Origin of the sequence: Pseudomonas sediminis (assembly GCF_002741105.1) — a bacterium.
GTDB classification, from domain to species: domain Bacteria; phylum Pseudomonadota; class Gammaproteobacteria; order Pseudomonadales; family Pseudomonadaceae; genus Aquipseudomonas; species Aquipseudomonas sediminis.
In genome coordinates this window covers 125,435-138,387 of the sequence record NZ_NIQU01000008.1, presented here as the reverse complement: position 1 = coordinate 138,387, position 12,953 = coordinate 125,435, and the positions used below count along the sequence as shown (strand labels likewise).

The following is a 12,953-nucleotide window of genomic DNA, read 5'->3' as shown; positions in this document are numbered from 1 at the left end:
ATTGGAGGTTTGCGCAGTGCTCGTCTCGTGAACGCGTACTACGTTGTTCAGGCTTGTAACAAAACATAAGCAAACAACGTTCCTGAGTCCACAGGAAATGTCCGTAAACTTCCGATCGGTCTGACTGCTTCGCGAGCAATAAAAAACCCCGCGACGGGCGCGGGGTTCTTTGTGCTGCGTGGGAGCCGGTCGGCTTACATCATGCCGCCCATGCCACCCATACCGCCCATGCCACCCATATCAGGCATGGCCGGAGCCTTGTCGTCAGCCGCTTCGGCAACCATGGCCTCGGTGGTGATCATCAGGCCGCCGATGGAAGCAGCAGCTTGCAGCGCCGAACGGGTGACCTTGGCCGGATCGAGAATACCCATCTCGATCATGTCGCCGTAGGTGTCGGTCGCGGCGTTGAAGCCGAAGTTGCCCGAACCCTGCTTGACCTTGTCGACCACTACGCTCGGCTCGCCGCCGGCGTTGGCAACGATCTGACGCAGCGGCGCTTCAACAGCGCGACGCAGCAGAGCGATACCGACGTTCTGGTCTTCGTTGTCGCCTTTCAGGCCGTCGATGGCCTGCAGGGCACGTACCAGGGCTACACCGCCGCCAGGTACCACGCCTTCTTCGACGGCTGCGCGGGTAGCGTGCAGGGCGTCTTCAACGCGGGCTTTCTTCTCTTTCATCTCGACTTCGGTGGCAGCGCCAACCTTGATCACGGCAACACCGCCAGCCAGCTTGGCCAGACGCTCTTGCAGCTTCTCTTTGTCGTAGTCGGAAGAGGTTTCTTCGACCTGCTTGCGGATCTGCGCAACGCGGGCTTCGATGTCGACCTGGGCACCAGCACCATCGATGATGGTGGTGTTGTCCTTGTTCAGCACGACGCGCTTGGCGTTACCCAGGTGCTCCAGAGTGGCGCTTTCCAGGGACAGGCCAACTTCTTCGGAGATGACGGTACCGCCGGTCAGGATGGCGATGTCCTGCAGCATGGCCTTGCGGCGGTCGCCGAAGCCCGGAGCCTTGACGGCTGCTACTTTGACGATGCCGCGCATGTTGTTGACGACCAGGGTAGCCAGCGCTTCGCCTTCGACGTCTTCAGCCACGATCAGCAGCGGACGGCCAGCCTTGGCAACGGCTTCCAGAACCGGCAGCAGTTCGCGGATGTTGGAGATCTTCTTGTCGACCAGCAGCAGCAGCGGGCCTTCCAGCTCGGCAACCATGGTGTCCGGCTTGTTGATGAAGTAGGGAGACAGGTAGCCGCGGTCGAACTGCATGCCTTCTACGACGGACAGTTCGTTTTCCAGGCCCGAGCCTTCTTCAACGGTGATGACGCCTTCTTTACCGACCTTGTCCATGGCTTCGGCGATGATGTCACCGATGGAGCTGTCGGAGTTAGCGGAGATGGTGCCTACCTGGGCGATGGCCTTGGAGTCAGCGCACGGCTTGGCCAGGTCTTTCAGCTGAGCAACGATGGCGGTGGTCGCCTTGTCGATGCCGCGCTTCAGGTCCATCGGGTTCATGCCGGCAGCGACGGACTTCAGGCCTTCGTTGACGATGGCTTGAGCCAGAACGGTAGCGGTGGTGGTGCCGTCACCGGCTGCGTCGTTGGCCTTGGACGCTACGTCCTTGACCAGCTGGGCGCCCATGTTTTCGAAGGCGTCTTTCAGTTCGATTTCCTTGGCAACCGACACACCGTCTTTGGTGATGGTCGGGGCACCGAAGGATTTGGCCAGAACCACGTTACGGCCTTTCGGGCCGAGGGTGGCTTTGACGGCGTCGGCCAGTACGTTGACGCCAACGAGCATTTTCTTGCGGGCGGAATCGCCAAACTTGACTTCTTTAGCAGCCATGTTGATCAGTCCTCAAATTCTTGAAGGTTAAACGGAGATTCGTGGGAATCAGGCTTCGACGACAGCGAGGATTTCGTTCTCGCCCATTACCAGCAGGTCTTCGCCGTCGACTTTGACGGTGTTGCTGCCGGAGTACGGGCCGAATACCACCTTGTCACCGACCTTGACGGCCAGCGGACGGACTTCGCCGTTATCCAGAACCTTACCGGTACCGACGGCAACGACTTCACCCTGGTTCGGCTTCTCGGCGGCCGAGCCCGGCAGCACGATGCCGCCTGCGGTTTTGGTCTCTTCTTCGCTGCGACGGATCACGACGCGGTCATGCAGAGGACGAAGCTTCATTGTCGATCTCTCCTAACAATTGAATGGCCAACTTGCCGACTCTTGATTGGTCGGCGGGTTTGTAAAATCCGGCGAGGCCGGGCGCGGCACGCTGGGCGCACCGCGAAAGTTGGACTGCCTCAGGGGCAGGCACCTTGCGGTGACTGCTACATGTGGGCGGGCAAGGGCATTTCAAGGGGCGGGGGTGAAATTTTTTGCGCTGCAGAGAGGGGCGAACGTGTGTAGGAGCCGGCTTGCCGGCGATCAGCCAGAGAGGGATCGCCGGCAAGCCGGCTCCTACAGAACTGTAGGGATCAGTCGCGGCGCTCGTACTCGCCTTCGAGCACGTTGGGGCGGGTCTGTCCGGAACGGGCGGCCTGGTCATCGAAGAAGGCGCGCTGACGCAGGGCCTGCTCCTCGGCACGGCGGCGAATCTTGCCAACCAAAAGGCGACGGGTGAACGGAATCAGGCAGAGCACGCCGAAGATGTCGCTGATGAAGCCCGGCAACAGCAGCAGGCCACCACCGACGGCGATCAACAGGCCTTCGAGCATTTCCTGCTCGGGCAGCTCGCCACGCGAGAGTTTTTCACGGGCGCGCCAGGCAGTGGCCACCCCGGCGACGCGCAGCAGCACGCTGCCGAGAATCGCGGTGCCTATGATCAGCAGCAGGGTGGGCAGCACGCCAATGGCGCTGCCAACCTTGATCAGCAGGGCCAGCTCGATGATCGGGAACAGCAGGAAGAGAAACAAAAAGGCGCGCATTTCAGTGGGTCCTTGGCGGAAGTGGGCTTCCAGTAGGAGTTAAGTATGGGGTGATGGCCTGAATTCAAGCTGAAGGCGCACCACTGGTCGGCCAGCTCTCGGCGCGAGCCAGCATCACCAGGGCTTCGCGTACCTGCCCCGGGTTGTTGCAGGATGTTGGAAAGGCTAGCCAGTAAAGGCTCTGGCCAATGCGCAGGTGGAAGCCTTCCTGGTCGACACCGACCATCTGCGCGGCTTCGTGCTGGGGCAGGCCGGCCAGTTCGACGTAATGTGCAATGGCCTTGGCATGGTCTTCGTTCATGTGCTCGACCATGCTCGTTTCGCTGCCGTCCGTCGCAAAGGGGTTGGCCAGGGTTACCTGGTCGAGCCAGTGAATGGCCCCGAAGCCGCCGATGAAGCGCCAGCGCACCGGCTCCAGCCGCCAGAAATCGAAATCATGCGCCCGGTGGTAGTCGCGCGACTGAGGGAAAAAGCGGTAATAACGCTGTGCGGCCGCTTCGATTTCACTCTCGTCATGCAACTGTCGTGCTTCGGCGAGCAAAGTGAGGCGGCCGACCGCCTGCACATCCTCTGCGCCACGTTCGCCGACCAATAGCGAACATTTGGCGTCCTGCCCGAGGTTATGGGTGTGCTGGGCGATACGGCTGATCAGGATCAGCGGCCGGCCCTCGGCGTCCAGGCAGTAGGGCACCACCGATCCAAAAGGGAAACCCGGCATGGCCTTGGAGTGGGTGCTGAGCACGCCACGGTATTCCTTGAGCAGCAATTCTCGTGCATGCTTGCCGGCTTTCACGCTCACCTTAATGACTCCTCGCAAAGAATCCGTGGGAACCTGTTCACAGCCAGCTGCGCGTCGGCGCTACTGCGTTAAAAACAGGCTCGGAATGCTCATTTACAACTCGTAAACTGCGCTTCCTCGCCTGTTTTTGCCTTGCATCACTCTAGCTCGCAAGGCCGTGAACCGACTCCCAAGAAACGGACAGACGCCCTAGCATAGCGGTTAGCGGGCATCAGCGGGGTCGGTAAATGCTGCACCTTGAGGGGATAAAGCGATGCAACTGAAAGACAAAGTCATCATCATCACTGGCGGTTGCCAGGGGCTGGGCCGCGCCATGGGTGAGTACCTGGCGGCCAAGGGCGCCAAGCTGGCGCTGGTCGATCTGAACGCGGAAAAGCTCGACGAAGCCGTGGCCGCTTGCAAGGCTGCCGGCGGTGACGCCCGTGCCTATCTGTGCAACGTTGCCGATGAAGAGCAGGTGACCCATATGGTCGCCCAGGTTGCCGATGACTTCGGCGCCATCAACGGCCTGGTCAACAATGCCGGCATCCTGCGTGATGGCCTGACCATCCGCGTGAAGGATGGTGAAATGACCAAGATGAGCCTGGCGCAGTGGCAGGCGGTGATCGATGTCAACCTGACCGGCGTGTTCCTCTGCACGCGCGAAGTAGCGGCGAAGATGATCGAGCTGAAGAGCGAGGGTGCGATCGTCAACATCTCCTCCATTTCCCGCGCGGGCAACATGGGCCAGGCCAACTACTCGGCTGCCAAGGCGGGTGTCGCTGCCGACACCGTGGTCTGGGCCAAGGAGCTGGCGCGTTATGGCATTCGTGTCGCAGGCGTGGCGCCGGGCTTCATCGAGACCGAGATGACCGGCAGCATGAAGCCGGAAGCCCTGGAGAAGATGACCTCGGGTATTCCGCTCAAGCGCATGGGCAAGCCGGCCGAGATCGCCCACTCGGTGGCCTACATTCTGGAAAACGACTACTACACCGGTCGTATTCTCGAGCTGGACGGCGGCCTGCGTCTGTAACAGGCTGTTGAAAAACTACCTGCGTTGCCATTGCTGCGTTAAAAACAGGCTCGTGCGCGAGTCCGATCAAAATGCTCATTTACAACTCGTAAACTGCGCTTTTTCGCCTGTTTTTGCCTTGCACTGGCTGCCTCGCCTACGTTTTTCAACGGCCTGCTAATCCGCCAGGCCTGAACGAAAAACGCCCCGACTGGTTCGGGGCGTTTTCGCTTCTGTCAGCTGGTGCGCACGGCCTAGGCGGCCCCGCGACACCCTACGGGCATGATGCGCGCGACTTTCCGTAGGGTGCGGCGTGCGCACCGCTGGTCTTAATGCGTACGAGCGACGGCGAAACGGCTCAGCTCGATCAGTGCATCGCGATATTCGCCGGCCGGCAGCACTTCCAGGCAGGCAATGGCGCGTTCGGCGTAGTCGCGCGCGAGTTGTGCGGTGTACTCCAGGGCGCCGGCGGCATCCACGGCGGCGCGGATGCTTTCCAGGTCTTCGATGCCACCTTTCTGAATCGCGCGGCGTACCAGAGCAGCCTGTTCTTCGGTGCCTTCGCGCATGGTGTAGATCAGTGGCAGGGTCGGCTTACCCTCGGCGAGATCGTCACCGACGTTCTTGCCCAGTTCGGCTGCATCGCCCTTGTAGTCGAGCAGGTCGTCGACCAGCTGGAAGGCGATACCCAGGTGGTCGCCGAAGGTACGCAAGGCCTCGCGCTGTGCCTCGTTGGCTTCGGCCAGGGCGGCAGCGGCGTGAGTCGAAGCTTCGAACAGCATCGCGGTCTTGCCGCGGATGACTTCCATATAGGTCTCTTCGGTGGTGCTAGCGTCGCGCACCTTCGACAGCTGCAGCACTTCGCCTTCGGCGATCACGCGGGTGGCGTGGGAGAGAATCTTCATCACGGGCATGGAGCCGAGCTCGACCATCATTTCGAACGAGCGTGAATAAAGGAAGTCGCCCACCAGTACGCTTGGTGCGTTGCCCCATTGGGCGTTGGCGGTGCTGCGGCCGCGGCGCATGTCGGACATGTCGACCACGTCGTCATGCAGCAGGGTGGCGGTGTGCAGGAATTCGATGGTGGCGGCCAGCAGGCGCAGATCGTCTGCCTGGTAACCCAGGGCGCGACCGCTGAGCAGCACCAGCAATGGGCGCAGGCGCTTGCCGCCAGCGGAGATGATATAGTCGCCGATCTTTTCCACCAGCGGCACGCGGGAAACCACCTGTTGGCGAATGATGCCATCGACGGCGGTGAAATCGTCCGCTACCACGCGGTAGAAAGCCTGGGGTTGCATCGGCGACTGGTGCTCCTTTGAGGTTGCGCGGCATGCTAGGTGGCGGGGTAGGGGCTGTCAAGGTAAGCACGGGCGCCCCTTGCGAAGCGTTCAGCGCTTGCGTACAATCGCCCACCCTGAACTTTCCCCCTGGGTATTTCCCTGCCTTACGCAATTGCAAGGGTGTCACTTCCGGCCCCAAGCAGCCATGCCAGCCAATAACGACTTTTCTAAAGCGCTGGGTGAGCAGGATCAACGGAGATTTACCATGTACGCAGTAATTGTTACTGGTGGCAAGCAATACAAAGTCACCGAAGGCGAATTCCTCAAGATCGAGAAACTCGAAGTCGCCACCGGCGAAGCCGTGACTTTCGATCGCGTTCTGCTGATCGGCAATGGCGACGACGTTCAGATCGGCGCTCCGGTCGTAGACGGCGCTAAAGTGGTTGCCGAAGTCGTGTCGCAAGGCCGTCACGATAAAGTGCGCATCATCAAGTTCCGCCGTCGTAAGCACCACATGAAGCGTCAGGGCCACCGTCAGTGGTTCACTGAGATCAAAATCACCGGTATCCAGGCCTGATTCGTCGGCCCCGATCCTTTATAGGAGTATTGACTCATGGCACACAAAAAAGCTGGCGGTTCTACCCGTAACGGCCGCGATTCCGAAAGTAAACGCCTTGGCGTGAAAATGTACGGTGGTCAGGTCATCAAGGCCGGCAACATCATCGTTCGTCAGCGCGGCACCGAGTTCCATGCCGGTTTCGGCGTGGGCATGGGCAAAGACCACACCCTCTTCGCTAAAGTCGAAGGCGTGGTCAAGTTCGAAGTGAAGGGCGCTTTCGGCCGTCGCTACGTGAGCGTCGTTCAGGCCTAATCGCCTACGCGCTGGAAAAGCCCTGTCCGTAGGACGGGGCTTTTTTGTTTCTGTATCCTTGGGTTCTTGCCCGATCACCCATAACGCCACGCTGTTTGCGTGGGGTCATCCGGCAAGGGCCTTTACGTTGTTCTGTTGACCCGCAGCGCTTGCGGGAGGCGTATTCATGAAATTTGTCGACGAAGTTTCGATTTTTGTAAAAGCCGGTGACGGCGGTAACGGCATGATGGCCTTCCGTCGCGAGAAATTCATCGAGAAGGGCGGCCCCAACGGCGGCGATGGTGGCGACGGCGGCTCGGTATTCCTCGAGGCCGATGCCAACCTCAACACCCTGATCGATTACCGCTATACGCGCAAATTCAATGCGCAGAATGGCGAGAAGGGCGGCAGCACCGATTGCACCGGGGCCAAGGGCGAGGATCTGATCCTGCCGGTGCCGATCGGCACCACGGTGATCGACGTGGCCACCCAGGAAGTGATTGGTGACCTGGTCAAGGCCGGTCAACGCTTGATGGTCGCCCAAGGCGGCTGGCACGGCCTGGGCAACACCCGCTTCAAGTCCAGCACCAACCGTGCGCCGCGCCAGACCACGCCAGGCAAGCCGGGCGAGTCGCGTGATCTCAAGCTCGAGCTGAAAGTGCTGGCCGATGTCGGCCTGCTCGGCCTGCCCAATGCCGGCAAGAGCACCTTCATTCGCGCAGTTTCCGCCGCCAAGCCGAAGGTCGCCGACTACCCCTTCACCACCCTGGTGCCGAACCTGGGTGTGGTCAGTGTCGACCGCTTCAAGAGCTTCGTCGTCGCCGACATTCCGGGGCTGATCGAAGGCGCCTCCGACGGTGCTGGCCTGGGCATTCGCTTCCTCAAGCACCTGGCGCGTACCCGCCTGTTGCTGCACCTGGTGGACATGGCGCCGCTGGACGAGAGCGATCCGGCCGAGGCTGCGCAGGTGATCATCGACGAGCTGGGCCGCTTCAGCCCGGCGCTGGCCGAGCGTGATCGCTGGCTGGTGCTGAACAAGATGGATCAGGTGCCCGAAGACGAGCGCGAGGCGCGCAAGGCCGATATCGTTGCCCGCCTGAACTGGCAGGGGCCGGTTTATGTGGTCTCGGCCATCAGCCGCGACGGCACCGAGCGCATCAGCCGCGACATCATGCATTACCTGGAAGTACGTGCCGAGCGCATCGCTGAAGACCCGGTATTCGCCGAAGAGCTGGCCGAGCTGGATCAGCGCATCGAAGACGAGGCGCGTGCCCGTCTGCAGGCGCTGGACGATCAGCGCGCGCTGCGTAAATCCGGTGTGCGCAGTGTCGACGATATCGACGAGGACGATGACTTCCTTGACGAAGAAGACGACGATGGCCCGGAAATTATTTACGTCCGGGATTAAGCAAGTTTCCAACGCCGCTTAATTGCGGCGTTTTTGTAGGTGGGGTGGACCCCATCATTTTCTGGCTAAGGTTGGAAGATCATGCGTGACAAGGTGACCGGCGCGCGGCGCTGGGTGGTGAAGATCGGCAGTGCGCTGCTGACCGCTGACGGGCGTGGCCTGGATCGTGCGGCCATGGCGGTGTGGGTCAAGCAGATGGTCGCGCTGCGTGAGCAGGGCGTGGAGCTGGTGCTGGTGTCCTCCGGCGCTGTGGCGGCCGGTATGAGCCGTCTGGGCTGGACCAGCCGACCTAGTGCGATGCACGAGCTGCAGGCTGCCGCCGCGATCGGTCAGATGGTGCTGGTGCAGGCCTGGGAATCCAGTTTTGCCGAGCACGGCCGCCGTACTGCGCAGATTCTCCTGACGCACGATGATCTGTCCGACCGCAAACGCTACCTGAACGCGCGCAGCACCTTGCGCACTCTGGTCGATCTCGACGTGGTGCCGGTGATCAACGAGAACGACACGGTGGTCACTGACGAGATTCGCTTTGGCGACAACGACACTTTGGCCGCCTTGGTGGCCAACCTGGTCGAAGCCGATCTGCTGGTTATCCTCACCGATCGCGACGGTATGTTCGACGCCGACCCGCGGCACAATCCCGATGCCAAGTTGATTCACGAGGCCCGGGCGGATGACCCGGCGCTGGATGCAGTGGCCGGTGGTGTCGGTGGCGCACTGGGTCGTGGTGGCATGCAGACCAAGCTGCGTGCATCGCGTCTGGCTGCGCGCTCCGGCGCGCATACCGTTATCGTCGGCGGCGCCATCGAGCAGGTGCTGGCCCGCCTCAAGGGCGGCGAGCGCTTGGGCACGCTGCTGGCTCCCGAGCGCGGCTTGCTGGCGGCGCGTAAGCAATGGCTGGCCGGCCACCTGCAAACGCGCGGTACCCTGGTGCTGGATGCTGGTGCGGTGAAGGCGTTGAGCCAGGATCGCAAGAGCCTGCTGCCGGTGGGTGTGAAGGCGGTGCAGGGCAGTTTCCGTCGCGGCGAGATGGTGGTCTGCGTATCGCCTGACGGCCGCGAGATTGCCCGTGGCCTGGTCAACTACAGTGCGCTGGAGGCGCAGAAGATCATCGGCCAGCCGTCCGATGCCATCGAGAAGCTGCTGGGCTATGTCGATGAGCCGGAGTTGGTGCACCGGGATAATCTCATCCTGGTTTGAACGCGAAAGGAGAGGGCGATGAACTTGTTCAAGGGATGTGTGCTGAGCCTGCTGGTGCTACCTGGCCTGGCACTGGCCGAAACCATCGGTGAGGTGTCGACGGTGTTCAAATGGGTCGGGCCGAACGACAAGATCGTCGTCGAAGCTTTCGATGACCCCAAGGTCGACGGTGTGACCTGCTACTTGTCGCGCGCCAAGACAGGCGGCGTGAAGGGTGGCTTGGGCCTGGCCGAGGATCGCGCCGAGGCCTCCATCGCCTGCCGCCAGGTCGGTCCCATTGCCTTCAAGGGCAAGCTCAAGGACGGCGAAGAGGTGTTCAAGGAGCGCACCTCGCTGGTGTTCAAGACCATGCAGGTGGTGCGTTTCTTCGACGCCAAGCGCAACACGCTGGTGTATCTGGTCTACAGCGACCGAGTGATCGAGGGCAGCCCGCAGAATGCGGTGACGGCCATTCCGATCCTGCCCTGGGGTCAGCAGTAACCTGAGCTGAGCAACGCCCATAAAAAACCGCCCCGAAGGGCGGTTTTTTGTGCGTGACGATCAGGCGCTGGGTGTATCGAGCTGCAGGCGCTGGTTCGATTGCGTCTGTACCTGGCGATAGCGCTCGGCGTCGTGAGACAGAACCTCGGCCATGGCCGGGAAGATCTCATCCAGCTTGGTGCGCCAGCCTTCGCTCTTGGCTTGCTCGGGGAAGCAGCGACGGATCAGGTCGAGCATGATCGACACGGTCACCGAAGCGCCCGGCGAGGCGCCGAGCAGGGCAGCGATGGTGCCGTCTGCAGCTGCCACCAGTTCGGTGCCGAACTGCAGGATGCCACCGTTCTTGGCGTCCTTCTTGATGATCTGCACGCGCTGGCCGGCCACTTCCAGACGCCAGTCCTCGGCCTTGGCTTCCGGGTAGAAGCCGCGCAGGGTGTTCAGACGCTGCTCTTCGGACTGCATCACTTCCTTGATCAGGTAACGGGTCAGATCCAGGTTGTCGCGCGCCACCGCCAGCATCGGGCCGAGGTTGTTGGGGCGTACCGACAGCGGCAGGTCGAGGAATGAACCGTACTTGAGGAACTTGGTGGTGAAGCCGGCGTAAGGGCCGAACAGCAGGGATTTCTTGCCGTCCACTACGCGAGTGTCGAGGTGCGGCACGGACATCGGCGGTGAGCCGACGGCAGCCTGGCTGTAGACCTTGGCCTGGTGCTGCTTGACGATCTCAGGGTTGTCGCAACGCAGCCACTGACCACTCACCGGGAAGCCGCCAAAGCCTTTGCCTTCGGGGATGCCGGACAGTTGCAGCAGTGGCAGTGCGCCGCCGCCAGCTCCAAGGAAGACGAACTTGCTCTTGAGCTTGCGCGTGGCGCCGGAGCGGGTGTCCTTGATGTCCACCAGCCAGCCGTCACCGTCGCGCTTGAGGTCGGTGACCTTCTGGTTGCAGGTGACCTTGGCGTTGGGTTGGGTGGTCAGGTAGGCGAGCATCTGTTCGGTGACCGCGCCGAAGTTGACGTCGGTACCGGCTTGCACGCGGGTCATCGCCAGCGGCTCGCCACTGTCGCGGCCCGGGATCAGCAGCGGCGCCCACTCGGCGATGGTGGCACGATCTTCGGTGTACTCCATCTCGGTGAAGGCGTGGTGCTGGCGCAGGGCCTCGAAACGCTTCTTGAGGAAGGCGATACCGCTGTTGCCGCGCACGAAGCTCATGTGCGGGACCGGGTTGATGAAGGTCTTCGGCGAGTTGATCGCGCCTTTTTCGATCAGGTAGGCCCAGAACTGCTTGGACTCCTCGAATTGGGCGTTGATGTTCACCGACTTCTTGATGTCGATGCTGCCGTCAGCGCCTTCCGGGGTGTAGTTCAGCTCGCACAGGGCCGCGTGACCGGTGCCGGCGTTGTTCCAGGGGTTGGAGCTTTCCACTGCGCCGGACTCGCGCAGCTCCACCACTTCCAGGGTGATGCCGGGGTTGAGTTCCTTGAGCAGTACGCCCAGGGTCGCGCTCATGATGCCGGCACCAACCAGCACCACATCTACGCTTTGGGAATCGTTGTGCGCCATTAACCTCTCTCCAAGAAAAACTGCACCAGATAGACGGCCGTTCGGCCTTTCAGGGCGATACCGGCAGACTCAGGCGTGATGCCCTGTCGTTCGGCGGGGAGGGTCAAGGCTGGGATTTGCGGACGCAAAACTGTTCATCTGTTCGCCACACTCTTGTGAAGTTTGTAAAAACCGTCTTTTTCACGCTCTTTTGGAGCGGTGAACCTCAAAAGCTCGACTGCCTCGGCGCGCTTTTGCCCGTGCAAATCATGCAATGCATGGCTGCATAACTGCTCTGCATATGGGCTGAAAGCGGCTGGCCGGAAGCGGCAGCTCGAAGTGGGCGACTCTCTGGGGCGGGGCGATGACGTTGCATCGGCGAGGTCGTTCGGCCCGATCAGGAGACGTCCTTATAATCGGGGCGTGATTATAACGGTGAATGAGGGGAAATTGAGCCCCTGCGTGACTTTTATTCTTTCACCGGTCAGGCCGCCAACGGGCGGGCTGTTGATGCGTGTGTGGCGACCGGGGTGAGCCGGGCACCGGCGGGCAGTGGGGCGCCCAGCCAGGAGATGCTCGGCTCGCGAATTTCCACCCATCCTGCCTGGATCGGGTGTTCCTGCATTTGCCGCAGCGCACAGCAAACGCCACGATCATCGATCAGGGCGAAATGGCGCATCGGCCGAGCGGGGCTTAACAGGCGGCGCAACAGCATGGCGAAGGCTCCAGCGTGGTGACAGGTACTTTATGCCAGCGCGCGGTGACAGGCTGATGACAGGAACCGCAGCGATCTGCCAGCGGTCCTATGCAGCGCTACTGTCGGCCTCAGGCCGCGCTGGTTATACTGCCGGCCACTTTTACCTCACTCGGAGAGATGAGCATGCTGCACCGTGCGTTGATCGCCTTGCTTGCTGCCGCCAGCCTGACTCTGGCCGGTTGCGCCCTCAGCCCTCAGCAACTCACCCCGCAACCCAAGCTGACCAGTTCGCTGACACCAGTCGGCCAGGGCCAGCCGGTGGTGGTGCGTGTGGTCGACGGCCGTCCTTCGCCGGTGCTTGGCACCCGCGGGGGCCTGTATCCAGAGACCAGCTCCATCAGTGTCAACCCCGATTATGTGCTGCCCAAGCTGCAGGCTGAGGCCGAAGCGGCTGTGCGTCTGCTCGGTTTTACACCGTCGCCCAATGCTTATAACGCACCACAGCTGACCATCACCCTGGCGGAACTGAAGTATCAGTCGCCCAAAGAGGGCATGTACGTCACCGAGGCGGATATCTCGGCCTCGATCCGTGCCGACGTGCAAGGTGGCAGCCGCCGCTATACTGGCCGTTACGGTGCCTCGCTGAACCAGCGTTTCGGTACCGCACCGAACCAGCAGACCAATAGTAAGCTGGTGGGTGACGTGCTCAGCGACGCGCTGACTCGTGCGTTCAAGGACCCGACCATCGGCCAGGTACTGCTGCAGTAATTCGGCGCATCGTTA

At 61.6% G+C, this 12,953-nt stretch carries 14 protein-coding genes; 7 read left to right on the top strand and 7 right to left on the bottom strand.

What is annotated here, in order from left to right:
* Nucleotides 1-194: 194 nt before the first annotated feature.
* From groL to CDO35_RS18690, 4 genes are all read right to left on the bottom strand, one after another.
* Nucleotides 195-1,841 carry a chaperonin GroEL gene (groL, locus tag CDO35_RS18705; protein WP_099526159.1) on the bottom strand — a complete coding sequence of 549 codons (1,647 nt, stop codon included), beginning with the start codon at nt 1,839-1,841 and terminating at the stop codon, nt 195-197.
* 48 nt (nt 1,842-1,889) lie between these two features.
* On the bottom strand, nt 1,890-2,183 hold the full coding sequence (locus CDO35_RS18700; protein ID WP_017675400.1) for a co-chaperone GroES: 294 nt from the start codon (nt 2,181-2,183) through the stop codon (nt 1,890-1,892).
* Nucleotides 2,184-2,476: 293 nt separating this feature from the next.
* Entirely contained in the window at nt 2,477-2,926 is a 450-nt protein-coding gene (locus tag CDO35_RS18695; protein ID WP_036999047.1) for an FxsA family protein, read from the bottom strand.
* A 64-nt stretch (nt 2,927-2,990) separates the two neighbouring features.
* Entirely contained in the window at nt 2,991-3,725 is a 735-nt protein-coding gene (locus CDO35_RS18690; protein WP_099526158.1) for a HugZ family pyridoxamine 5'-phosphate oxidase, read from the bottom strand.
* 253 nt (nt 3,726-3,978) lie between these two features.
* On the opposite strand from CDO35_RS18690, the gene CDO35_RS18685 reads away from it, so the two are divergent.
* Nucleotides 3,979-4,737, top strand: coding sequence for an SDR family oxidoreductase (locus CDO35_RS18685; RefSeq protein ID WP_099526157.1), 759 nt, complete (start codon nt 3,979-3,981; stop codon nt 4,735-4,737).
* 308 nt (nt 4,738-5,045) lie between these two features.
* Here CDO35_RS18685 and CDO35_RS18680 read toward each other — a convergent pair whose 3' ends face one another.
* Nucleotides 5,046-6,014, bottom strand: a complete 969-nt coding sequence (locus CDO35_RS18680) for a polyprenyl synthetase family protein (protein WP_099526156.1) — start codon at nt 6,012-6,014, stop codon at nt 5,046-5,048.
* Between the two features lie 247 nt (nt 6,015-6,261).
* Here CDO35_RS18680 and rplU point away from each other — a divergent pair, with 247 nt between their 5' ends.
* The 5 genes from rplU to CDO35_RS18655 all read left to right on the top strand — a co-directional run bounded on the left by rplU (nt 6,262) and on the right by CDO35_RS18655 (nt 9,934).
* Entirely contained in the window at nt 6,262-6,573 is a 312-nt protein-coding gene (rplU, locus tag CDO35_RS18675; protein ID WP_004424548.1) for a 50S ribosomal protein L21, read from the top strand.
* A gap of 36 nt (nt 6,574-6,609) precedes the next feature.
* Complete coding sequence (gene rpmA, locus CDO35_RS18670) at nt 6,610-6,867, top strand: 50S ribosomal protein L27 (protein ID WP_004424545.1); 258 nt, start codon at nt 6,610-6,612, stop codon at nt 6,865-6,867.
* A 166-nt stretch (nt 6,868-7,033) separates the two neighbouring features.
* On the top strand, nt 7,034-8,254 hold the full coding sequence (gene cgtA, locus CDO35_RS18665; protein WP_099526155.1) for an Obg family GTPase CgtA: 1,221 nt from the start codon (nt 7,034-7,036) through the stop codon (nt 8,252-8,254).
* Nucleotides 8,255-8,335: 81 nt separating this feature from the next.
* Complete coding sequence (gene proB / locus CDO35_RS18660; RefSeq protein ID WP_099526154.1) at nt 8,336-9,454, top strand: glutamate 5-kinase; 1,119 nt, start codon at nt 8,336-8,338, stop codon at nt 9,452-9,454.
* 18 nt (nt 9,455-9,472) lie between these two features.
* Nucleotides 9,473-9,934 (top strand): CreA family protein, encoded by a 462-nt coding sequence (locus CDO35_RS18655; RefSeq protein ID WP_099526153.1) that lies wholly within the window; start codon nt 9,473-9,475, stop codon nt 9,932-9,934.
* Nucleotides 9,935-9,994: 60 nt separating this feature from the next.
* Here the strand turns inward: CDO35_RS18655 and mqo are convergent, their stop codons facing one another.
* Together mqo and CDO35_RS18645 are read right to left on the bottom strand one after the other, a co-directional pair.
* A complete protein-coding gene (gene mqo, locus CDO35_RS18650; protein WP_099526152.1) occupies nt 9,995-11,494 on the bottom strand; it encodes a malate dehydrogenase (quinone) in 1,500 nt (499 codons plus the stop codon).
* A gap of 463 nt (nt 11,495-11,957) precedes the next feature.
* A complete protein-coding gene (locus tag CDO35_RS18645) occupies nt 11,958-12,188 on the bottom strand; it encodes a hypothetical protein (RefSeq protein ID WP_099526151.1) in 231 nt (76 codons plus the stop codon).
* Nucleotides 12,189-12,353: 165 nt separating this feature from the next.
* On the opposite strand from CDO35_RS18645, the gene CDO35_RS18640 reads away from it, so the two are divergent.
* Nucleotides 12,354-12,938 carry a YajG family lipoprotein gene (locus tag CDO35_RS18640; RefSeq protein ID WP_099526150.1) on the top strand — a complete coding sequence of 195 codons (585 nt, stop codon included), beginning with the start codon at nt 12,354-12,356 and terminating at the stop codon, nt 12,936-12,938.
* Nucleotides 12,939-12,953 lie beyond the last annotated feature (15 nt).